Annotated in this window: 19 protein-coding genes; 7 read left to right on the forward strand and 12 right to left on the reverse strand. The window is 70.6% G+C overall.

The window, feature by feature from the left end; all coding sequences use genetic code 11:
* Positions 1–368: 368 nt before the first annotated feature.
* From AB6V31_RS00005 to AB6V31_RS00015, 3 genes are read right to left on the reverse strand one after another with little or no spacing between them, the layout of a single operon-like run.
* Positions 369–1,682: a glycosyltransferase family 2 protein gene (locus AB6V31_RS00005; RefSeq protein WP_369363227.1), complete on the reverse strand. Its 1,314-nt coding sequence runs from the start codon at positions 1,680–1,682 to the stop codon at positions 369–371.
* Complete coding sequence (locus AB6V31_RS00010) at positions 1,679–2,653, reverse strand: hypothetical protein (protein WP_369363228.1); 975 nt, start codon at positions 2,651–2,653, stop codon at positions 1,679–1,681. The genes AB6V31_RS00005 and AB6V31_RS00010 overlap by 4 nt, the downstream gene beginning before the upstream one ends.
* Positions 2,654–2,670: 17 nt before the next feature.
* Positions 2,671–3,561, reverse strand: coding sequence for a WcbI family polysaccharide biosynthesis putative acetyltransferase (locus AB6V31_RS00015; protein ID WP_369363230.1), 891 nt, complete (start codon positions 3,559–3,561; stop codon positions 2,671–2,673).
* A 109-nt stretch (positions 3,562–3,670) separates the two neighbouring features.
* Between AB6V31_RS00015 and AB6V31_RS00020 the strand changes: the two genes are divergently transcribed.
* Genes AB6V31_RS00020 through AB6V31_RS00035 form a run of 4 tightly spaced genes read left to right on the forward strand, consistent with a single transcriptional unit; the run spans position 3,671 to position 7,759 of the window.
* On the forward strand, positions 3,671–4,816 hold the full coding sequence (locus AB6V31_RS00020; protein WP_369363232.1) for a glycosyltransferase: 1,146 nt from the start codon (positions 3,671–3,673) through the stop codon (positions 4,814–4,816).
* Positions 4,813–5,949, forward strand: a complete 1,137-nt coding sequence (locus AB6V31_RS00025; protein WP_369363234.1) for a glycosyltransferase — start codon at positions 4,813–4,815, stop codon at positions 5,947–5,949. The genes AB6V31_RS00020 and AB6V31_RS00025 overlap by 4 nt, the downstream gene beginning before the upstream one ends.
* On the forward strand, positions 5,943–6,950 hold the full coding sequence (locus tag AB6V31_RS00030) for a hypothetical protein (RefSeq protein WP_369363235.1): 1,008 nt from the start codon (positions 5,943–5,945) through the stop codon (positions 6,948–6,950). The genes AB6V31_RS00025 and AB6V31_RS00030 overlap by 7 nt, the downstream gene beginning before the upstream one ends.
* Complete coding sequence (locus tag AB6V31_RS00035; protein WP_369363237.1) at positions 6,947–7,759, forward strand: glycosyltransferase family 2 protein; 813 nt, start codon at positions 6,947–6,949, stop codon at positions 7,757–7,759. The genes AB6V31_RS00030 and AB6V31_RS00035 overlap by 4 nt, the downstream gene beginning before the upstream one ends.
* Before the next feature lie 9 nt (positions 7,760–7,768).
* Here AB6V31_RS00035 and AB6V31_RS00040 read toward each other — a convergent pair whose 3' ends face one another.
* From AB6V31_RS00040 to AB6V31_RS00060, 5 genes are read right to left on the reverse strand one after another with little or no spacing between them, the layout of a single operon-like run.
* Positions 7,769–8,929: a serine hydrolase domain-containing protein gene (locus AB6V31_RS00040; protein WP_369363238.1), complete on the reverse strand. Its 1,161-nt coding sequence runs from the start codon at positions 8,927–8,929 to the stop codon at positions 7,769–7,771.
* Complete coding sequence (locus AB6V31_RS00045; protein ID WP_369363240.1) at positions 8,926–9,882, reverse strand: glycosyl hydrolase family 32; 957 nt, start codon at positions 9,880–9,882, stop codon at positions 8,926–8,928. The genes AB6V31_RS00040 and AB6V31_RS00045 overlap by 4 nt, the downstream gene beginning before the upstream one ends.
* Before the next feature lie 29 nt (positions 9,883–9,911).
* A complete protein-coding gene (locus AB6V31_RS00050) occupies positions 9,912–10,736 on the reverse strand; it encodes a carbohydrate ABC transporter permease (RefSeq protein ID WP_056224270.1) in 825 nt (274 codons plus the stop codon).
* Complete coding sequence (locus AB6V31_RS00055; RefSeq protein WP_369363242.1) at positions 10,733–11,704, reverse strand: carbohydrate ABC transporter permease; 972 nt, start codon at positions 11,702–11,704, stop codon at positions 10,733–10,735. Before AB6V31_RS00055 ends, AB6V31_RS00050 begins: the two co-directional genes overlap by 4 nt.
* Positions 11,704–13,056: an ABC transporter substrate-binding protein gene (locus AB6V31_RS00060; protein WP_369363244.1), complete on the reverse strand. Its 1,353-nt coding sequence runs from the start codon at positions 13,054–13,056 to the stop codon at positions 11,704–11,706. Before AB6V31_RS00060 ends, AB6V31_RS00055 begins: the two co-directional genes overlap by 1 nt.
* 181 nt (positions 13,057–13,237) lie before the next feature.
* Here AB6V31_RS00060 and AB6V31_RS00065 point away from each other — a divergent pair, with 181 nt between their 5' ends.
* Positions 13,238–14,260 (forward strand): LacI family DNA-binding transcriptional regulator, encoded by a 1,023-nt coding sequence (locus tag AB6V31_RS00065; RefSeq protein ID WP_369363246.1) that lies wholly within the window; start codon positions 13,238–13,240, stop codon positions 14,258–14,260.
* Positions 14,261–14,424: 164 nt separating this feature from the next.
* Here AB6V31_RS00065 and AB6V31_RS00070 read toward each other — a convergent pair whose 3' ends face one another.
* The 4 genes from AB6V31_RS00070 to AB6V31_RS00085 form a co-directional block, all read right to left on the reverse strand.
* Positions 14,425–16,107 (reverse strand): glycoside hydrolase family 13 protein, encoded by a 1,683-nt coding sequence (locus AB6V31_RS00070; RefSeq protein ID WP_369363247.1) that lies wholly within the window; start codon positions 16,105–16,107, stop codon positions 14,425–14,427.
* 26 nt (positions 16,108–16,133) lie between these two features.
* Positions 16,134–16,955 (reverse strand): carbohydrate ABC transporter permease, encoded by an 822-nt coding sequence (locus AB6V31_RS00075; RefSeq protein ID WP_369364106.1) that lies wholly within the window; start codon positions 16,953–16,955, stop codon positions 16,134–16,136.
* Positions 16,956–17,065: 110 nt separating this feature from the next.
* Positions 17,066–17,980 (reverse strand): carbohydrate ABC transporter permease, encoded by a 915-nt coding sequence (locus AB6V31_RS00080; protein ID WP_369363249.1) that lies wholly within the window; start codon positions 17,978–17,980, stop codon positions 17,066–17,068.
* Positions 17,977–19,290, reverse strand: coding sequence for an ABC transporter substrate-binding protein (locus tag AB6V31_RS00085; protein ID WP_369363251.1), 1,314 nt, complete (start codon positions 19,288–19,290; stop codon positions 17,977–17,979). The genes AB6V31_RS00080 and AB6V31_RS00085 overlap by 4 nt, the downstream gene beginning before the upstream one ends.
* 145 nt (positions 19,291–19,435) lie before the next feature.
* Here AB6V31_RS00085 and AB6V31_RS00090 point away from each other — a divergent pair, with 145 nt between their 5' ends.
* Complete coding sequence (locus AB6V31_RS00090; protein WP_369363253.1) at positions 19,436–20,662, forward strand: ROK family protein; 1,227 nt, start codon at positions 19,436–19,438, stop codon at positions 20,660–20,662.
* Positions 20,663–20,762: 100 nt separating this feature from the next.
* Positions 20,763–22,049 carry an alpha-amylase family glycosyl hydrolase gene (locus AB6V31_RS00095; protein ID WP_369363255.1) on the forward strand — a complete coding sequence of 429 codons (1,287 nt, stop codon included), beginning with the start codon at positions 20,763–20,765 and terminating at the stop codon, positions 22,047–22,049.
* Position 22,050 lies beyond the last annotated feature (1 nt).

Raw genomic sequence — 22,050 nt, forward strand, 5'->3', positions numbered from 1 at the left:
GCACGCTGTTGAGTTCTCAAGGAACGGACGCACCCACAGAAACGATCTCTCGACCTACCCGTGAGGCAGTTCACTTCTATATGTCCACCATGGCGACACGCCAATAACTTCTCGCAAAACCCCAGAAAGGGTATCGCTGCAGTAAGGGTGTGTGCCGATTGGCAGGATCCCAACTCTAGACCAAAGAGTCGAAACTCTCAAGTGCTGATGTTGGGGGCCGTTCGCTGCTTGAGAGGACGCGGGGCCTTTCGGCCGCTCCGCTCTCCCCTGTGGGGCGAACAGGTAATAAGTTACGCGGGAACGACCGACGCGTCGAATCCAGGCACGTCCCGGGCGTGTCGCGCTCGTTCGAGAAAGCACGACGCGAGTCAGAGATACCTGTCGGGCCCTCCCCACCCGCCGACCCAGGCTTCGAGGTGCGGCCGCGCGCCGACGATGTGTGCGCCGTCCACGCGCACCCTCACGGTATCGAGCGCGTCATCCGTACCCCAGCGCTTCGCGCGACGACGCGCCCGTCGATTCACCGCGCGGCCCACGGTCTCTCCCCCGCCGGAGACGAACACGACCCCTCCGACGTCGGCACCCGACAGCAGCGTGAGAGCCCTCGCGAATGGGGCGGCATCCAGGACCACGATCGGCTGCTCGAGCTCGATCGTCACCCGGGGATCGACGCCCCCCGCGGGTGCCACCCGCGGGTCGGCCGCGAGCAGGGGGTGGTCTGCGGCATCCGTCACGACGCGCAGATGAGGAAGGGCCGCGAGCAGGGAGTCCACGGAGAGGAAGGCGGCATCGGCGGGGATCCCCGTGGGGAGATGTACTTCCACGTCGATGGCTCGTGACAGCAATCCACGGGGCCGCGACCCTTCGATCGGGATCTTCTCGGCCAGGCTGAGAGTCTGCCTGTTGCCCTGCGCGGCGTGCTCTTCGGGGCGGCCGGCCCAATCGGGACCGGCGTGCCAGGCCACGGCATCCGGAACATGAGCGAGCACTCCCCCCGCCTGCCACGCACGGTGCGCCCACTCCCAGTCTTCTCCGCCGTAGGTCGAGAACGTCTCGTCGAACCCGCCTACCTCGTCGAAGAAGGCCCGGGAACACGCGAGTACCGCGCTGATGACGTGGCGGTACGACCGGTCGTCGGCGTCGAGCAGATTTCGACTCGCGGCGTAGGCGTCGCGGAGCCAGGCCGGCTCGGTCAACTCGCGAACCGGGCCGAGCGCGGCGATCGGCGCGTCGACGCTCGCTCCCGCCAGGTCGGCGTGACGCCGTCGCCCCACGGTCACCGCCTCGAGGAGCAACGCGGGCAGGCGCGTGAGCCGGCGAACGTAATCGGGCTCCGGCGTCGTGTCGGCATCGAGGAAACACAGCACGTCACCGGATGCCGCCGCTGCTCCGAGGTTCCGCGCCGCGGCGGCGCGGAAGCCGCGGTCTTCCTGACGGACCAGACGCACCCCCGCGGGCACGACCGGTGTCTCGGGCGAACCGTCGTCGGCCACGATGACCTCGAGACGGTCAGCCGGGTGGTCCTGCCGAGCGAGCGCGGTGAGGGTGCGCTGCAGCTCGGTCGGCTGGGCGTAGTGCGTGACGATCACGCTCACGCGCGGAGGCTCGGGCTCGCGGTGGGCGAGCAGGTCCCAGCGATTGCCAGGGACCCACGGCATCCGGTCGTTCCAGGTGTCGCTCATGCGGTGAGGGCTCCCCACCACTCCAGATAGGCGCGAGCGGCGTCGGTTCGTCCAAAGGGCACGGGATGGATGCCGTGCCACGTGCTGTCGCCGGTGGCGCGCGCGAAAGCGATGGCGTCGGCGAGGCCCGCCTCGTCGACCGTGCTCACCGTGCCGGGGCGGAGAGCGGCCATCTCGTCCACGTACCGGTTGCGCAGGGCGAGGGGGCGACGTCCCCAGCCGATCCACGAGGCGAGGGAGCCGGAAGCGGAGACATGGCGGTGCGCGATCACGGGGACGGCGATGCGCCGGACGCGGGAAGCCATGTCGGCCTCGTCGAGCCAACCGGTGACCTCGACGGCGAGCCCGGCTGCCGCGGCCCGCCCGACGAAGGCGGAGAGGTCGTCGGCATGCCCGTCCGAGGCTCGACCGAGCACGGTCAGCCTCTTCAGGCCCGCTTCTGCAGCGGCAGCGAGCGCCTCGTCGTGCCCCTTGCCGGGGTAGAAGTAGCCGAGCACGCCGACGGACTCGTCGGGAACGGGGCGCTCTCTGACCGGCGAGGACTCCACCGGCAGGGGAACGACCTCGACCGGGCCGGTCCAGACTCCTTCTTCGCGGAGAAGGCTGCGCTCGTGGGCGCTGTTCACGGCGACGCCCACGGCCGCCTCCGTCACCGCGCGGTAGAACGCCCGGCGACGCGGGAGGTTGCGCGGTCCGTCGGAGGACTGGGGCACGTCGTGGAGGGTGACGGCGAGCGGGTGGCGCCGCGCCAGCTCTCGGACGCGCTCGGTGGCCTCCTCGGGAGAGGCACCCCACAAACGATCCGTGACGTGAGCGTGCACGGGGGTTCCGGGGACGAGCTCGGCGATCGCGTCGGGGGTCACGACGCGGGTCCCGGGGCTCTCGCGCTGCACCTCGACCGCGATCTCGCGGGCGTAGACGGCGACCCCGTGCGGCCCGGGCTGGGCGAGGAGCACGGGGGTGGCATCCATCCCCGGTGTCGAGGCGGTCACGCCGCGGCCGCCCAGGTGCGCAGGAGCGGTGTCATGCGCTCGACGACGGCGGCGAGAAGGGCGGGCCGTTCGCGGTAGTAGGCGAGGTGCGCCTCTCGCACGACAGCCGCGGCGAGGGTTTCGCCGGCCACGATCCAGTCCTCCCGGGGGGCCTCATCGAGCGCCCACGCGCCGACGACCCAGGATTCGAGCGGCGCACGCACCGAGGCGAGGATGGGGCGTCCGGGATCCACGGCGCCGCCCGGGTTTCCCAGAGCCGCGGCGATGCGCTCCCCGAGCGGCAGGAAGACGGCGTTGCCCGGATGATTGACGGTCCGCATCAGGTCGGCGACGACGGGGACGAAGAGGTCGGATGCCACGATGTCGAGCCCCCTCCCCTCGCGGCGCCGCAACTCGGCGACGGAGGCGTCGGCGATCGAGCGGACGGCGGCCGGGGGAAGCATCGCGGGGACCGAGAGCCCCGACGCCTCGGCGACGGTGCGCACGTCGTGATAGGCGACCAGCGGCGGGTCCTCGGGGAACGCGGGAAGGCGCAGGACGGCGTGGAAGGGATGCAGTCCCGCGTACCGGATGGCGGGGACGGTCACCGACCGGGCGCCGCCGGGAAGCGACCCGCGCAACTGCGCGGTGCCCAGGGGCAGGCCACGGTAGTCGTCGCGAATGGGCTGGGCGACCAGGAACGCCGCCTTCGAGAGCAGCGCGTGCAGTCGAGCGGTGTCGGCGGCGTCGAGCTCGTGCACGGCAGGCACCCGGATGGCGGGCAGCGCGTCGGACGAGATGACGAGGCGCAGGGACTCGGCCTGGCAGTTGCCGACGACGATGCCGTAGCCCGCGGGCGGCGCCTCATCGCCGAAGAAGGCGGCGTAGTGCGCTCGGCGCGCTATCACCGCGTCCCCGTGATCCGCAAGGCTTCCCAGCCTCGCCGTCTCGCCGCCCATGATGAGGAACGTATCCGTCGGTGCCATTGTCGTCACAACCGCCCCGTTGCATTGCGATGTGCCTGGTGATGCGGTACGCGCATCCCTACGCACGCAACGCTTCGAGGAGGAGAAGATCGTCACCACCGTCCCCCCGGTCCGGGTCGCGGCCGTTCCCTCGGCCCATCCGTACGTCACCGCCGTCGCGGACCCTGCCAGCGTGCGGCTTCTCGCCGACCCGCCCTCGCCCGGCGCACCCGCCGGTCAGTGGTGGCCGCCCCAGGTCCTGCTCCCCGAATGGCTCGAAGCGCACGCCGCGGAGTTCGACCTCGTGCACGTCCACTTCGGAATCGAGTCCTACACCGCGGACGAGCTCGCGCTCACCGTCGCCGCACTCGAGCGTCTGGGCAAGCCGCTGGTCTACACGGTGCACGATCTCGAGAACCCGCAACTGTCGTCGCAGGACGCCCACCGGGCCGGTCTCGCGGTGCTGGCGCACGCCGCCGACGAGCTGATCACCTTGACGGCTTCCGCTGCCGACGAGGTGGCCGCGATCACCGGGCGCACAGCCACCGTGGTCGCCCACCCCACACTGCTGGGGGAGGCGGAGCGACCGGCGGGCACCGCCCACGACACCGTGCGCGTCGGCGTCCATCTGCGAGACCTCCGGCCCAACATCGACGGCGTCGCGACCACGGCGACACTCGTGCGCGCGATCGCGGACCTGCGGGCGCAGGGCGCGCGGATCGAAGGCGTCGTGCGCATGAACGAGCGCGTCCGCGACGAGGAGGCCGCGGCATCCATCGTCCTCCTCGCCGAGGGATGCGACGGCGTACGCATCGAGAGAGGGCCGCGGCAGGACGACGACGAACTCGCCGCCTGGCTCGCGGATCTCGACGCGTGCCTGCTCCCCTATCGCCACGGCACCCAGTCGGGCTGGGCCGAACTCTGCTACGACCTGGCCGTGCCGGTGGTCGGGACCCGTGTGGGGCACATGGCGGCTCAGCATCCGACCGACTTCCACACCTTCGACCTCGGCGAACCGCTTTCGCTCGAGTGCGCCGTCATCGACGCCACGAATCCCGCCTGGTCGGTGCCCGGCTCGCGCCGACGCGCGGCCGAGATCGAGCGCCGACGAACCGAACGCCTCCGCGAGCTCGAACACGTGCGCCACGCGCACGTCGAGGTGTACCGCAGAGTCCTCGCACGGGAGCTCGCGGCATGATCCGCGACCAGCGCCCCCTGCGCGTGCTCGTCGTGGCCCCCTCGCGCTACGCGCTTCGCCAGCCGCACGCCGGCGGCCTCGAAGCGGCCGTCTGGGACCGCGTGCGCTGGCTGCGGGCCCGCGGTCACGATGTGACCCTGTGCGCCGCCGACGGCTCGGACTTCCTCGGCGACACGGACGAGTTCCGCCTGCCGACGCCCGAGTGGACCCGCCCCGAGGATGCCTCGGACACCGACTACCCGTCGGGGTACGCCGCCGCCGTCGACGCCGCCTTCGACGCCGCGCGCGACCGCTTGGTCGCCGACCGCCACCTCTTCGACGTCGTCGACAACCACAGCCTGCACCCGGCCCCCATCCGGTGGAGTCTCGAGGCCGACATCCCCGTCGTCACGACCCTTCACACCCCTCCGCTCGAGCCACTGCTCGAAGCGGCCGCGGAGGTGCGCGACAGCTCCCACCGCTTCGTCGCGGTGAGCCAGGCCACCGCCCGCGCCTGGTCGGTCGAGGGCGTCGACGCGTTCGTCTTCCCCAACGGCGTCGACACCGAACAGTGGACCCGCGGCGACGGCGGACGATCGTGGGTGTGGTCGGGGCGCGTCGTGCCCGAGAAGGCCCCGCACCTCGCCATCGAGGCCGCCCGCGAGGCGGGCGCGCACATCGTTCTGGCGGGCCGTATCGGCGACGTGGACTATTTCGAGCAGGAGATCGTGCCGCGCCTCGGCGCGCACGCGCGGTACGTCGGCCCTCTGCGACAGCCCGACCTGTGCCGCCTCGTGGGATCGTCGGCGGTTGCTCTCGTCACCCCGATGTGGGAGGAGCCGTTCGGCCTCGTCATCGTCGAGGCCCTCGCCACCGGAACGCCCGTCGCCGCGTTCGACATCGGCGGGGTATCCGAGGTGGTGGCCGGGATCCCGGGAACCACCACGGTCATGCCCGGAGACGTCGTCGCTCTCGCCAAGGCCGCCACGCAGCTGGCCGAGACCGGTGCGCGCGAACCCCTCACCCGCGTGTGGACGCGGCGCGCGACCATCCGCCAGCACTCGCTCGTTCAGCGATACCGCGAGGTCGAACGCGTTCTCGCCCACAGCGCGCAGCCGGTTCCCGCCCGCCGGATGCCGGCGGTGTCGTGGTGATCGGCTGGTACATCCACCACCACGGCTTCGGCCACCTCTCGCGGTTCCTCGCCGTGGCGCCGCACCTGCGGGAGCCGGTCGTGGCGTTCTCGTCGATGCCGCGGCCCGCGGGGCTGCCCGCCGACATCGAATGGATCGATCTGCCCCCGGACGCCGATCCCTTCGAATCCGCGGACGGCACCACCGTCGACCCGCGTGACGCCGAGCCGACCGCGCGGGGCGCCCTGCACTGGGCCCCGCACGACCACCCCGGGCACCGCGCCCGCCTGGCGGCCATCGCCACCACTGCCGCCGCGCGGGACCTGCGGGCGTTCGTCGTCGATGTGAGCGCCGAGGTGGTCGCGTTCGCGCGCCTCCTGGGGCTGCGTACGATCGCCGTGACCCAGCCGGGCGCGCGCACCGATGCCCCGCACGCCCTCGCCTACTCCCTCGCCGATCGCATCGTCGCTCCGTGGGCGCACGGGGCCGTGGCGACCCCGGCACTGTCGGAGCACTCCGACCGCGTCATGTGGACGGGTGGGATCTCGCGCTTCGACGGGCGCGATGTCGACGGCCCGCGCGACGAGCGGAGCGTGCTGCTGCTCGGCCGGATGCTCGACGACGACGCCCGTCACGAGGTCGTCTCGCTCCTGCGCGATCGCGGATGGGAGGTCACCACCGTCGGTCACGACGCCGCGTCGCGCATCGACGATCCGTGGCCGCTCCTGACCCGCAGCACGGTCGTGGTCAGCGCCGCGGGGCAGAACAGCGTCGCCGATCTCGCGGCATCCGGCGCCCGCACCGTCGTGATCTCGCAGGAGCGCCCCTTCGACGAGCAGCACCACACGGCCGAGGCCCTCGAACGCTGGGGTCTCGCTCGGCGGGCGGCGGCGGGAATCGCCCCCGCCGACCTCGTCGACCTCGTCGAACGAGCCGCCCGCGACGCGCCGGACTGGTCGCGGTGGCAAGTCGCAGGCGGCGCGCGCCGCATGGCTGCGGCGGTCGAGGCGGTCCTCCCGTGAGGACCGCCGTCATCACGGTCGCCTCGGCCGCACGCCGAGAGCACCTCGAGCGGCAGCGACGCATCCTCGCGGAGGTTGCCGGCGAGATCGTGCGCGTCGAGGCGTGGCTCGACGAGACGCCCCCGGAGGACGCCCCGGATGCCGAGACCCTCACGCTCCATGTGCCGCCGGGGCCGCACGGTCTGCGCGTGGGCGAGGGGCGGAACCGCGCCGCTGCCGCCGCCCTCGGAGCGGGAGCGGAACTGCTGGTCTTCCTCGACGTCGACTGCCTTCCCGGCGCGGGGCTGCTCCCCGCCTACCGGGCAGCCGCGTTGGCGCACCCCGACGCCGTGCTCTGCGGAGCGGTGACGTACCTCTCGAGCGTGCAGCGCCCGGATACGGCATCCGATCTGCCCTTCCTCGTCCGACCGCACCGCGCCCGCCCCGCCCTTCCCGCGGGTGGGACTCGCGCCGCGTCACGCGACGAATACGACCTGTTCTGGTCGCTGTCGTTCGCGGTCACCGCCTCGACCTGGAACCGCATCGGCGGCTTCCATCCCGGCTACGAGGGATACGGCGCCGAAGACACCGACCTCGCCTGGACCGCGCGCGAAGCCGACGTCGAGATGCGGTGGGTGGGGGGTGCGGACGCCTTTCACCAGTGGCATCCGGTGTCTTCTCCGCCCTGGCAGCACCTCGACGACATCCTGCGCAACGGGGCGACCTTCCACGAACGGTGGGGGTCGTGGCCGATGGGCGGGTGGCTCGACGCGTTCGCCGCGGCCGGGGCGATCGAGCGGCGCGGCGACGGCTGGGGGCGGGTGCGCTGAGCGGTCGGCTCAGCCCACGACGCTCCGCAGCGCATCCACGATCCGCGTCGCGCGCGGGTCGTCAGCCTCCATCCAGTTGGTGACGAACGCGAATCCGACCCGGGAATCGAGGTCGGCGAAGGCGACCTGGCCTCCGGCGCCGTCGTGGCCGAAGCTCGAGGGGCCGAGGTAGCGGCGGGCCTCGGAATCGAGCTGGAACCCGGCGGCCCAGCGCGGCCACGGCGCGGGCGCCGCGAAGACCGGTGCACCCGCCGTGCGTTCGCGCGTGACGACCTTGAGGGTGTCGTCCTGGAGCAGACGGACGCCGTCGGTCTCGGCCACCGTGGCCGACCACATCGCCGCCAGCGCGCGCGCGGTCGCGACCGCCCCCGCACCGGGGATGACGGCTTCGCGCACGTCGTCGGCGTTGAAGCCGTCATCGGCGGTGACGAGCGTCGCCGGCAACGCTCCGCCGAGGGTCATCGCGCGGTCCAGCCAGTCGATCGTCGCCGGATCTCGTTCGGCCGCCTGCCGGGCCACGAGGGCGTCGAGCGTCGGACCGACGCGCAGATGAGCGGCGGATGCCGTGACCTCGGCCGGCATCCCGAGCCACGCCCCGCCTCCCACGGCCTCGGCCATCGCCGCGAACGCGTCGCCGGGGGCGACGCCGCCCGCGCGCCGCACGATCTCGCCCGACAGCCAACCGTGGGTGAGCGCGTGATAGGCCCACCCGTCACCCGGCCGCCACAGGGGCTCCTGGTCGGCGACGATCTGCGCCATCGCCGCGAAATCGAGCAGCTGCGCGCGCGTGACGTCGACGCGCGGAGCGGAGACTCCTGCCCGGTGCGCCAGGGCGTCGCCGACGCTCACCCGGTCTTTGCCGTGCGCGGCGAACGCGGGCCAGATGTCGGCGAGCGGGCGGTCCAGATCGAGCCGGCCGGCTTCGACGAGCCGCGCCGCCAGGATCGACATGAGCCCCTTCGTGCACGAGAAGACCACCGTCGGGGTATCGCGCTCCCAGGGCCGGCCGTCGCGACTGTCGGCGATCCCGCCCCAGAGGTCGACGACCGCGCGTCCGTCGACGTGCACCGCGAGAGCGCCGCCCATCTCGGGCAGCCCCTCGAACGCCGCGGCGAAGGCCTCACCGACCACGTCGAAACCGGTCGAGACGGTCCCCTGCACCGCGGTCATCGTCCCGCCTCCGCCACGACGAGGCGATCGTCGTCCCACCGCAGCGGCAGCGGATCGGAGAGGGTTCCGACGAAGACCCCGTCGGTCGTGACGTTCTCGAACGCGAGCATCACGGCTCGGCCCTCGGCGTCAGCGGCGACACGGCCGCTGTACAGGCGCTCGTCGGCGACGAGACGCGCGCGCTCGACCGGATACGGCCCGCGCGGATCATCGAGGGCGACGGCCCAGATGCCGCCGGGCTGCCCCTCGCGCTCCCCCGCCAGGTGCGCGGCGTCGCACGAGAACACCAGCGCCCACCGGCCCGCGATCTGCACGACCTGCGGCACTTCGAGGTGCGCGAAACCCGCGCCGGGGACGCTCCGCGGGGGGCGGACCTCCCAGTGGTGCAGGTCAGCGGACCACGCGTGGCCGATGACCCCCCGATCACGCTCGCGGCCGTCGCGGGAGCGGGCGGTCACGAGCATGTGCCACCCGTCGTCGTCGGGATCGGCGAACACCCACGGGTCGCGCCACGCCTCTTCGTGCCAGGTTCCCGCGTCGAGGGTCTCGTACCAGCGAGGATCGGCAGCGATCACGACCTCCGGATCCTTGACCCACGTGGCGAGGTCGGTCGAGGCCGCGGCGAGCACCGTCTCGACGTTGGTGATCTCGCCGTCGCGGAGGAATCGCGAGCCCGTGTAGAACATGCGCCAGTCGGCATTCGCCCCCACGATGCTCCCGGTCCAGGTGGCCGTGGCATCCGGAGCATCGCCGCCCGATGGCTCGAGCACCGTTCCGTGCACGGTCCACGAACGCAAATCGTCGCTCGTGGCGTAGCCGACGCTGGCGTTTCGGTGACGCAGGTCGGGGTCACCGAGGCTCATCGGTGCCTGCAGGAACATCATGTGGTGGGTGTCGCCGTCGCGGGCGAGCCAGAAATCCCAGACCCAGTGGTCGGGCAGCGTAAACGTCATGAGATCCGTTTCGAGAGGAGGAGGGGCGATCAGCCCTTGACGGCGCCCTGCACGAGCGCGCGGATGAACTGGCGCTGGAAGACGAGGAACAGCAGCACCGCGGGGGTGATGATGATGAGTGCGCCGGCGTTGAGCAGGGGAATGCTCAGGGAGTACTGACCCTGGAAGAACGTCAGCGCGCCCGCCACGGTGCGCTGCAGGGGGTCGGCGATGAGCACGACCGGCAACAGGAACTGGTTCCACGTCCAGATGAACAGCAGGATGGCCAGCGCCGAGAGGGCGGGAGCGGCGAGCGGCAGCTGGATGCTGCGGAACTCGCGCCAGATCGAGGCGCCGTCGACCCGCGCGGCCTCGGAGAGTTCGCGCGGCACGTTGATGAAGTGCGCACGCATCCAGAAGACGCCGAACGGCATGTACAGCCCGATCAGCGGGAAGATCACAGCCCACGGGGTGTTCACGGTGCCCATCGACTGCGCCTGGTAGTACAGCGGGATGATCAGCGCCTCGAACGGGATCGTGAGGCCCAGGACGAAGAAGACCAGGATGCCGCGGCCGAAGCGCACCTGCAGCGACCCCAGCGCGAAGCCGGCGAGGGTGGCCGCGATGAGGCTCGCCGGCACGACACCCAGCACGATGACCAGGCTCGAGCCCATGAGCTGCCAGACGTGACCCGTCTCGAACGCGGTGGCGAAGTTGCCCCACTGCGGATCGGTGGGCCAGGTCAGACCGGTGGGATTGCGGTCGGCCGGCTGCAGCGCGGCGGAGAACATGCTGATCAGGGGCAGCAGCGTCACGATCGCGGCGACGCTGAGAAGGACGATGCCGAGCAGGCGCTCGGTGCGGCTGGCGATCACGAGTCGCTCGCTCTCGAGAGGCGTTGGATGGGGAGCACGACCACCAGCACCAGCACCATCAGCACGATGCCGAAGGCCGAGGCCAGGCCCACGTCGCTCTGGGTGAACCCGATGCGGAAGATCGACAGGCCCGGCACGAGCGTCGCGCGGCCGGGACCGCCCTGGGTGGAGGTGTAAATGATGTCGAAGCTCGACAGGGCGGCGATCACCGTGACGGTGACCAGCACCGCGATCTCCTGACGGAGCCCGGGCAGGGTGATGGTGAAGAACTCGCGCCACCAGCCCGCGCCGTCGAGGCGGATCGCCTCGTACAGCGACACGTCGATCTTGCCGAGACCGGTCAGCAACAGCACGGTGCACAGGCCCGTGAGCACCCACGAACCGATGAGTCCCACCGCCGGCAGGGCCGTGCCGTAGTCGGCGAGCCACGGGCGGGTGATCCAGCCGAGGCCGAGCCACCCGAGGATCTGATTGACCGCGCCGGTCTGGGCGTACATCCACGACCAGGCGATGCCGGCGGCGGCGAGGGGGATGATCTGCGGCAGAAAGAGAACCGTCTGGGCGGTGGCCGCGAAGGCTTTGTTCCGGATGCCGCGGATCAAGGTCGACAGCACGAGACCCAGCCCCACCGGGATGAAGGTGAAGAAGGCGATCAGGATGAAGGCGTTGCGGATGGCCCCGAGCAGGTCGGGGTCGGTGAAAACGGTGAGGTAGTTGTCGACGCCGACCCAGCGGGCGACGCCGATGCCGTTCCAGTCGTAGAACGAGTACTGCACGCCTTGGATGAGGGGCCACACCACGAACGCGACGTAGAAGCCCAGGGCAGGAACCAGCAGGAGCCACCCGACGAGGGCCGCCCGCCGGGCCACCGCGCGTGCGGCGGCCCGGCGAAGGGGTGCGGTCGTCGTCGCCGCATCGGCGTCGGCGGTTCGGGGGGCCGCCGCGACGGCGACCGCACGATCGGTCATTACTTGCCGACCTCGCTCTCGTAGAACTTCTGCACCCGGTCGACGAAGTCCTGGCCGGTGATCTGGCTGGTCACCAGCAGCTGCGACTCGGGGATGATCGAGCCGGCGTAGATGCCCGCCGTGGTGTTGGCCATGAAGTCGACCTGTCCGTTCTCGGCACCGATCTGCGCCGACATCTTCAGCGCGTTCTCGATCAGCGAGCCGGACTCGACCTTCGGCAGCTCCTGGGCCGGGTCGCCGCCGGGAGAGGCGCCCGTGACGTCGACGATGATCTGACGCGCAGTGGGGTCGGTGTGCACCCAGTTGAGGAAGTACACGATCTCGTTGATGTGCGGGGACTTCGCCGCGACCGAGAACGAGTTCGCCGCACCCATCGCGACGTGGTCGGCGCCCTTTTCCGCCGGCGGGACGAGGAAGAACTCGACGTTGGACCCGAGGGCTTTCTGGTAGTTCGCCGCCTCCCAGTTGCCGTTGAACGTGAACAGCCCCTCGCCCGCCGAGAAGCGGCTGGTGAAGGTGAAGTAGTCGATCGCGTTGATGTCGGAGGGGAAGTAACCGGCATCCGCCCACTTGCGCACGAGCTCGGCACCCTGCACGTTGCCGGATTCGTCGTAACGCGCGCCGGGCTCGTTGAACATCCACGACAGGAACTGGTCCTTGTCGACGTACTGGTTCATCGCGGCCTGCACCACGAAGTTGACGACGCCGTCCTTGTCGCCGGCCATGATCGGCAGGACTCCCCCGGCTTTCGCCTTCGCCATGTCGTCTTCGAGCTCAGCGAGGGTCTGCGGCGGGGAGTCGATGCCCAGCTGGTTCGCGAGGGTCGTGTTCATGTAGATGCCGGTGATGCTGTACCCGAGGCCGAGCTGGTAGAGCGAGCCGGATCCGCGTACGCCGTCCGCGCTCATACGCAGCGGCGCGAGCTGGGACGCCGGCCAGGTGCTCCAGCCGTACGCGTCGAAGTACGGGTCGAGGTTGGCCACGAGGCCGTCGCGCACCGTGTCGCCCAGGGTCGGGAGGCGGATCAGGTCGGGCGGGGTGGAGCTGGCGAGGAGCTTCGGCGCGTTCGCGGTGAGGTTCTGGAACGTGTCGCGGTTGATCGTGAACGTCACATTGGGGTGCTGCTTGGTGAATTCCTCGGTCAGCTTGTCGGTGACCGGGAATCCCGTCTCATCGGCGATCGTGAGCTGAACGGGGTCACTGGTGAGCTCTGTACTCACCTGGGTATCGGTCTGTGCGGCGGGAGCGGAGCTGCCGGGTGCGCATCCGGTCAGCGCGGCGCCGGTCAGACCCGCGATGGTCAGCAGCGCCAGGGATGCCCCTCTGCGACGGCGCGGGGAACGGGGGTTCATGTCGACTCCTTCGTCAATGCTGCGTAGCCGGCGCTCGGGTGGTTCCGGCGTCGGACTTTCTGGTGCGCTATCCTTTGCTGAAAGGATTTAGCAGCATCATTTACGCAGACGTCCGTGACGCTGTCAAGATCACTGCGAAGATCGTTACCGCGGCACCGGCGCCGCAGAACGGGGAGCATCGATGGGCAAGAGAGTCACGCTGGCTGACGTCGCCCGCCTCGCCGGGCTCTCGCCGGCGGCGGCCTCGATGATCCTGAACGGTCGGCCCGACACCCGCCTGTCGAAGGACGCGCACGAGCGGGTCCACGCCGCTGCGGCGGAGCTGGGATACCGACCCAACATGGCGGCACGGGCCCTTCGGACCGATACGTCGCACACCGTGGGATTCGTCTCCGACCTCGTCGCCACGACGCGCTTCGCGAGCGGTCTGATCAAGGGAGCGCTGGGTGCCGCCGAGGCAGCCGGGCAGGTGGTGCTCGTGGCGGAGACCGGCGGCGAGCCCGAGCGAGAGGCCGAAGCGGTCTCGGCCCTGTTGGATCGTCAAGTCGACGGGATCATCTTCGCCTCGATGCGTGCTCGAGAGACATTCGTCCCACCCCTGCCGACGGGGCTGCGCACGGTCATGCTCAACGCGACCAATGAACTGCACGGATGCAGCGTCCTGCCGGACGAGGAGACCGGTGGACGCCGCGCGATCGAACTCCTGGTGGAGGCGGGCATCCGCGACGGCATCCTTCTTCTCGGATACGACGCGGATGCAGAACGCGACCTCTTCCGCTCCGACACCGTCGCCGCGCGCGTTCGGGGAATCTCAGCGGCGATGTCCGACGCCGGAGCGAGCTTTCTGCACGAGGAGTCGATCTGGCTGTGGGAGCCCGCTCCCGGTTACGAGTTCACCGCGCGCCTGCTCAACGACGGAATGCGCCCTCGGGCGATCGTGTGCCTGAACGACCGGCTCGCTTTCGGCGCGCTCCAGGCTCTCGGCGATGCGGGACTCCGCGTCCCCGAGGACGTCTCGCTCGTGTCGTTCGACAATGACGAGCTCGCCGCCTACCTCCGCCCGGGCCTCACGACCATCGGCTTGCCGCACGAGGAGATGGGGCGCCGTGCGGTCGAGCTGCTGCTCATGCCGGGCGGCCCCCCCGTCGGTCGTCACCTCGTGGACATGCCGGTGGTGGTTCGGGAGTCGATCCAGCCGAGGTGATCCGCGCGTCGAGCCCGGGTCACGTGGTGCCATGCGACGGTCGCGCCACGAACCGAGCGTCCGCAACACCCGGAAGGATTCGGTGCCGGTGTCGTGGATGCCGCACGACGCATACAGGCGTGAGGAAGCCCCGGCGCTGATGAACGCCGGGGCTTGCCGAGACCTCAGCCCCGACGCAACCAGGCCGTCGTCTCGCCGGGGAGGGCGCCGTCGACGAGCGGGCGGCTCGACAGGAGCAGCTCGCCCGCCGGCAGGGCCACCGGTTCTTCGCCGAAGTTGGTCACGATCGTCCAGCCGTTCGGGCGCTCGAACGCCACGACATCGCAGGCCTCCGTCTCGACCCACGACAGCTCCTCGTCGGTCTGCAGCTCATGGCGGAGGTCGAGGGCGCGGCGGTAGAGCGTCAGGGTGGACGCGGGGTCGCCGTCCTGCAGATCGACGGCGTAGGTGGCGAACCAGTCCGGTTGCGGAAGATGCGCACCGCCCTCTCCGAAGCCGAAAGCCGGGCCCGACTCGGACCAGGGCAAGGGCACGCGGCATCCGTCTCGGCCCAGGTCGACGCCCGGGCTGCGGAAGAACGTGGGGTCCTGGCGCTGATCGTCGGGGATCTCGGCGACCTCGTGCAGGCCCAGCTCTTCGCCCTGGTACAGATAGGCGGACCCGGGCAGGCCCAGCACGAACAACGCGGCCGCGCGGGCACGGCGCTCGCCCCGCTCGGCGTCGAGGGTCGGCGACTGCCCGCCCGACAGCAGCCACTCGTTGCCGTGCTTGAGCGTCGGCCGACCGTCGTCGCCGCGCTCGGCGTCGGCAAGGCCGTACCGCGTGGCGTGACGGACGACGTCGTGGTTCGACAGCACCCACGTGGTCGACGAGCCCGACGTCGCGGCGAGGGCGAGGTTGTCGGCCACGATCGTACGGAACTGCCGCGCGTCGAAGTCGGCCTCGAGCAGGTCGAAGTTGAAGGACTGGCCGAGGCTGTCGGCACTGGCGTACAGCGGCACGCGCGAGGGATGCACCCACGCCTCGGCCACGGCCGTGCGCGGCGGGTCGTACGAGTTGAACACCGCCCGCCACTCGGCGTAGACCTCGTGAACGTCGTCGCGGTCGAGGAGCGGGTGGGTGCCATCGATCGGCATCGCGTCGAGCTCGGCCCGCGAGGGCAGGGGCTCGCTGAGGTCCTTGGTGAGCATGTGCGCGACGTCGATGCGGAACCCGTCGACGCCCCTGTCGCTCCAGAAGCGTAGGGTCGTGACGAAGTCGGCGCGCACCTCGGGGTTCGACCAGTTCAGGTCAGGCTGCGAGACGTCGAAATTGTGGAAGTACCACTGGCCGTCGGCGACGCGCTCCCACCCCGACCCGCCGAAGACCGACACCCAGTCGGTGGGCGGCTCGGACCCGTCGGGGCCGGTGCCCTCGCGGAAGATGTACCGCTCGCGCGCGGCCGACCCGCGGCCGGCGGCCAGGGCCTCCTGGAACCAGGCGTGGTCGTTCGAGGTGTGGTTCGGCACGATGTCGACGACGACGCGGATGCCATGGGCGTGCAGCTGCGCGATGAGCTCGTCCATGTCGGCCAGGGTCCCCAGCCGCGGGTCGACGTCGCGGTAGTCGGCCACGTCGTAGCCGCCGTCGGCGAGGGCCGAGGGGTAGAAGGGGCTGAGCCAGACGGCATCCACCCCCAACTCGGCCAGGTAGGGAACGCGCGAGGTGATGCCGGGGATGTCGCCGAGACCGTCGCCGTTCGTGTCGGCGAAGCTGCGGGGATAGACCTGATAGACGACGGCCTGGCGCCACCAGTCGGGGGCATCGGAGAGTTCGCGGGCGTGCACGGACGGTGCTGCGGTGGTCACGGTGGTCCTTTCGAGGGGATGGTCGGTCAGCCCTTGACGGCGCCCTGCGTGACGCCCGCCATCACCCATCGCTGGGTGAAGAGGTAGGCGACGATCGCGGGGGCCATGGCCATCAGATACGAGGCGAAGGCGACGTTGTAGTTGTTGGAGAACTGCGTCTGGAACAGGTTCTGACGCACGGGCAGGGTCTGCAGAGCCGGATCGCTGATGATGAGCGAGGGCATCATGAAGTCGTTCCAGGCGTAGAGGAAGGCGAAGATGCCGACCGTGGCGCTCATCGGCGCCAGCAGCGGGAAGATCAGCTGCCAGAACGTCTGCCAGGTGGTCGCGCCGTCGATGCGCGCGCTCTCCTCCAGCTCGAGGGGGATCGAGCGCAGGAACGCGGTGAACAGCAGCACGCTGAAGCTCAGTTGGAACATCGTGGCGAGGATGATCACGCCCAGCGGGTTGTCGAGACCGACCCGGCCCGTGAGCTGGATCTGCGGCAGCGCGACGACGGGGAACGGGATGAACATGGCCGCGAGCAGGTAGAAGAACGAGTAGCGGAAGAGCTTGCGGTCCCAGTTGCGGGCGATCGCGTACGAGGCGAAGGCCGCGAGGATGATCGTGGCGACGACGGTGCCGGCGGTGACCAGCAGCGAGATCGCGAGGCCCACCGGGAACTTGGTCAGCGTCCACGCCTGGACGAACCCGTCGAAGCTGATCGGCGAGGGGAACGAGAACGCATTGCCGTCGACGACCTGGGTGCCGCTCTTCAACGCCATCGAGACGGTGACGTACAGCGGCAGCAGCACGGTGAGGGCGCAGAGCACGAGGATGGTCGTCGTCGACCAGTTGACGCGCTCCATGCCGACGCGGCGGGAGCGGCGGCGCGACGGCCCGGCCCCGGCGGGCCCCTGGCGCTCGGGGAGGGTGAGCTCGGCCTGCTCCACGGCGAGGGCGGGCTGGTTGAGGGCGGTCATGACAGGGTGTTCCTTCCCCGGGTCAGCGAGAGCTGCAGGAGCGAGATGACGACGGCGACCACGAAGAAGAGCGCGGCGTTGGCCATCTGGTAGGCGTAGTCGCCTCCGTTGAATCCCAAGATGATCGACATCGCGACGCTGCGCGTCGCGGTGCCGGGGCCACCGCCGGTGAGACCGACGATGATGTCGTAGGCGTTCAAGAAGCCCTTGAAGCCGAGGATGACGTTGATCACGACGTACCCGGCCACCAGAGGCAGCGTGATGCGCAGCAGCTGCTGGATCTTGCTCGCCCCGTCGAGGCCGGCGGCCTCGTACACGTCACCGGGCACCGCCAGCAGACCCGCGATGTAGATCAGGAGCGTGCCGGGGATGGCCTGCCACGCGGTGACGATCACGATCGCGACCCACGCGAGGTCGGGGTTGGCGAGAAGGCTCGTCTCGAGCCACGGGATGCCGAGGGCGGACCCCGCCTCGGGCACCGAGTTGCTGAAGAGGAAGTTGAAAACGTAGGCGATGATGATGCCCGAGATCACCATCGGGATGACGAAGATCGTGCGCAGCGCCTTCTTGAAGCGGATCTGCGCGGTGAGCCCCACCGCCAGCAGGAAGGCCGCGACGTTGACCACGATGACCGTCGCCACCGAGAAGCCGAAGGTGAACAGGTAGGCCTGCAGGATCGCGGGGTCGCTGAAGATCGCGATGTAGTTGGTGAGCCCGGTGAAGTTCCACTCCCCCAGGCCGATCGAGTCGGTGAAGCTGAAGAAGATGCCGATGAGACCCGGAACCGTGATCGCGAGCGTGAACAGCACGAGCGTCGGCAGCAGGAACAGGTAGTAGATCGGCTCGACCCGACGGGAGCTGCGACGCACGGTCGCCTTGCCTCCCGTGACGATCGTGGTGGTGGTGGTCATCGCGCGGCCTCCTCGCCAGCGGCATCGTTCGTCGAGGCCGGGGGCTGGCGGAACGCCAGACGCGACCAGTCCTCGTCCATCGTGCGCAGGGTGGACTCGGGCGACGCGCCGAAGATCATCGCCTGGGCGTAGTTGAAGGTCGGAATGGTCTTGGGCACGAGCACCGAAGCACCCTGGTAGATGGCGCCCTCGTCGTAGTAGGGGATCATCCCGGCCACGCGCGGGTCGCTCGGCGAGGGGGCGTCGGTGGTGGGGGCGAACCCGAGCTGCGACTCGTTGTAGGCCTCGATGATCTCGGGCTGGTAGAGGTACTCGAGGAAGTCGCGGGCGGCGTCCTGATGGCGCGAGGCCTCGGGGATGATCGCCGCGAGGTCCATGTTGACGCGCACCTTGAGGTCGGCCGGGTCGTCGGTCATGGGCAGCGGGAACGTGCCGACGGGCAGGTCGGGCGCCGTCTTGGCGATCTCGCCGAGCGCCCACGGTCCCTGCAGGTACATGCCCGCCTCGCCCTGAGCGAAGGCGAGGTTGCCGTCGCCGTAGGCCCGGCTCTCGGCATCCGGATTCGTGTAGTCCTGCGCCAGCTCGAGCATGCGGTTCATGGGCTCGGTGAAATCCTTCGCGAACGACACCGACGAGTCGGGACCGACCTGGTCGCCCTCGGCGGCGAGGCCGTCGAAGAAGTCGATGACGTCGAGCGAGCCGCCCACGGAGTAGTCGTACCAGCCCTGCGCGACGGTCCAGTCGTCTTTGAAGGTGCCGTAGAACGGGGTGACGCCGTTCTGCTTCAGGGTCTCGGCGACTTGGATCAGCTCGTCGTAGGTGGTGGGGACCTGAAGCCCGAGCTGGTCGAAGATCTGCTTGTTGTAGATGACGGATGCGGCCATCAGCGAGTACGGCAGGGCGCTGGTGCGACCTTCGCACGAGCCGTACTGGTCCATGAGCGGCTGCAGGTCTTCGCGGACGCTCGCGGCGGCCGCGGTGCCGCTGAGGTCGCTGAGCGCGCAGCGCTGCACGAAGCGCGCGACCTCGTAGTTGTAGTTGGCGAGCATGATGTCGGGCGGGTTGCCGCGGACGAAGCTCGCCGACACGACGTCGACGCCGGAGCTGTCCATCTCGACGCGCACCTTGTCTTGAGAGGCGTTGTACTGCGCGACGACGTCGTTCATGAACGACAGCGCCTCGCGCTTGCTGAAGGTGAAGCGGATGGTCTCGCGCCCGTCGGCGGAGCAGCCCGCGAGCAGACTCGCCCCGAGCACCCCCACCGCGGTCGCCGCGAGCCACCGTCGCCCGGCTCTGGTCTTCGTCGACACCTGGTTTCCTCCTCCGCCGCACTGCGAATATGTTGTATCAGTGACTAAATCTAGTCGCCAAATCAATGTCGTGGAGGCAGTATTGCATCGGGGCGCACCCCGGTCAAGAGGTCCGGGACGCGAGATGACGAAGGGGCGGATGCCGATGGATGCGACGACCGCGACGCCCTCGCTGCGCCGACACAGCCTCGACGCGGTGCTGCGGCACGCGTGGGAGGCCGACGCCTTCACCGCGAGCGACGTGATCGCCGCCGTCGGGGTGACGCGCTCGACGGCGATCGACGTGCTCGACGAGCTCACCGCTCGGCGACTGCTGGCCGAGATGCCCAACGCCCGCGCCGTCGGGGAGTACTCGAAGGGCCGGCCCGCGCGACGCTTCGCCTTCCAGCCCGGCTCCGGCGTCGTCGTCGGCGTCGATGCCGGGCGCGGCCACGTGACCGCCACCGTCGCCGACCTGCGCGGAGAGACCCTCGCCACCTCGCGCGTGGCCGTCGATCCGGAGCGGGACTCCCCCGACCGGCGCCGTCGCGCGGCCGAGACGATCGTGGACGCGACCCTCACGCGCGCGCGACGAGGCCGCTCGGACATCGTTGCGATGTGCGTCGGGGTGCCCGCCCCCGTCGACCGCCACGGACGCTCGCCCGTGCACCACGACCGGTTCTGGGAGCGCATGAACCCCGGCTTCGTCGACACCTTCCAGGCGTGGTCGCCGGTCGTCCGCGTCGAGAACGACGCCTCTCTCGCGGCCGTCGCCGAACGCGCGCGGGGGGCCGCCGTCGGCTGCGACGACTTCGTCGCCCTGCTCGCCGGAGAACGATTCGGCGCCGGCATCCACCTCGACGGTCACCTGCTGCGCGGAAAACACGGCGGCGCGGGCGAGACCGTGGCCTTCGACCGCGTCGAAGGCGTCGGCGGCGCCGAGGGTCTCGCGCCCCGCTGCGTCGACGCGGCGCGAGCGGCGCTCGCCGATGAGAGCCTTCCGGCCGACAGTGCGTTGCGCGGGCTCGACCCCGAGTCGCTCGACGCCAAGACCGTGCTCGACCTCGCCGCGACGGGGGACACCGGGGCCCTCGCCATCGCGCGACAGGTGGGCGGGGCGTTGGCCGGGGTGGTCGGCATCTTCGGCAGCCTGTTCGACGTCGACCGCGTGATCGTCTCGGGCGCCATCGCCGCGGGCGCGGGCCCCATCATCGACGCCGCGATCGCCGCCCTGCCACGCGCCCTCGACCTGCCCGCCCCCGAGATCGTCGCATCGGGCCTCGGCGCCGACATCGTCTCGATCGGCGCGGTCGCCGCCGCCGTCGAGGCGGCGCGCGAGAACGCCCTCGACCTGCCCGTCTTCGCGCTGCCCGAGGATCGCGCGCGGGCCTGAGCCACGGCATCCGGAGCGACAGGACAACCCCCGCGGCGCGAATCGCGCGGACGGATAGCGTCGAGGGGTCCGGTCCGATCCCCGGACAGGTGGAGACCCCATGGCTGGGTGGCCCGAACACGTCATGTGGTGGCACGTCTACCCGCTCGGCTTCGTCGGCGCACCGATCCGCGACGGCGAGGGGCCGGATGCCGAGATCGAACACCGCCTGGACAGGCTCGAGCCGTGGCTGGACCACGTCATCGGGCTCGGCCTGAACGGGCTGCTGCTCGGACCGGTGTTCGCGTCGGAGACCCACGGCTACGACACCGTCGACCACCTGCGCATCGACCCGCGCCTCGGCGACGACGGAGATTTCGATCGCCTCCTCGCGGGGGCGCGGGAGCGCGGCATCCGGGTGCTGCTCGACGGGGTGTTCAACCACGTCGGGCGGGCGCACCCCGCCTTCCGCGACGCGTCGGAGGACGGACCGCAGCTGTTCCGCGGGCGCTGGGTCGACGGAACGCTCGAGGCCGAGGTGTTCGAGGGGCACGGCGCGCTCGTCGCCCTCGACCACTCGTCGCCGGCGGTCGCCGACCTCGTGGTCGACGTCATGTGCCACTGGCTCGAGCGCGGGATAGACGGGTGGCGACTGGATGCCGCGTACGCGATGCCGACCGAGTTCTGGGCCGAGGTGCTGCCGCGCGTGCGCGAGAGATTCCCGGAGGCGTGGTTCGTCGGCGAGGTCATCCACGGGGACGGACCCGCGATCGTGCACGCCTCGACGATGGACTCGCTGACGCAGTACGAGCTGTGGCAGGGCATCTGGCACGGCATCGCCGACGGCAACCTCTTCGAGCTGAGCCACGCGATCGAGCGGCACGACGAACTGCTCGCGACCTTTGCCCCGCAGACCTTCGTCGGCAACCACGACGTCACCCGCATCGCCTCGGCCATCGGGGCCGATCTTGTGCCGCACGCCCTCGCCGTGCTCTTCACCGTCGCGGGGACCCCGTCGGTCTACGCCGGCGACGAGTTCGGGTGGACCGGGGTGAAGGAAGAACGCGAGGGCGGCGACGACGCGGTGCGGCCGGAGTTCCCGGCATCCGCCGCGGAGGTCGGAGACGTCGACGAGCGGATCCTCGAGGCGCACCGGGCGCTCATTGCGCTGCGCCGCCGCAAGCCATGGCTGTGGCGGGCGCACACCGACGTGGTCGAGGTGGCCAACGCCGCGATCGTGCTGCGTACCGCCGTGGGAGACGACGCGGTGGTGGTCGCGCTGAACATCGGCGACGAGCCGGTGTCGGTGCCGGCCGCCGACGCGCGCACGATCGTCACCGGTGACGGCACCCTCACCGACGGGCGGGTCGAGCTCGGCCCGCGCGGGTGGGCGGTGCTGGAGGGCTGAG

The organism is Microbacterium sp. 16-032 (assembly GCF_041079455.1).
GTDB lineage: Bacteria > Actinomycetota > Actinomycetes > Actinomycetales > Microbacteriaceae > Microbacterium > Microbacterium testaceum_A.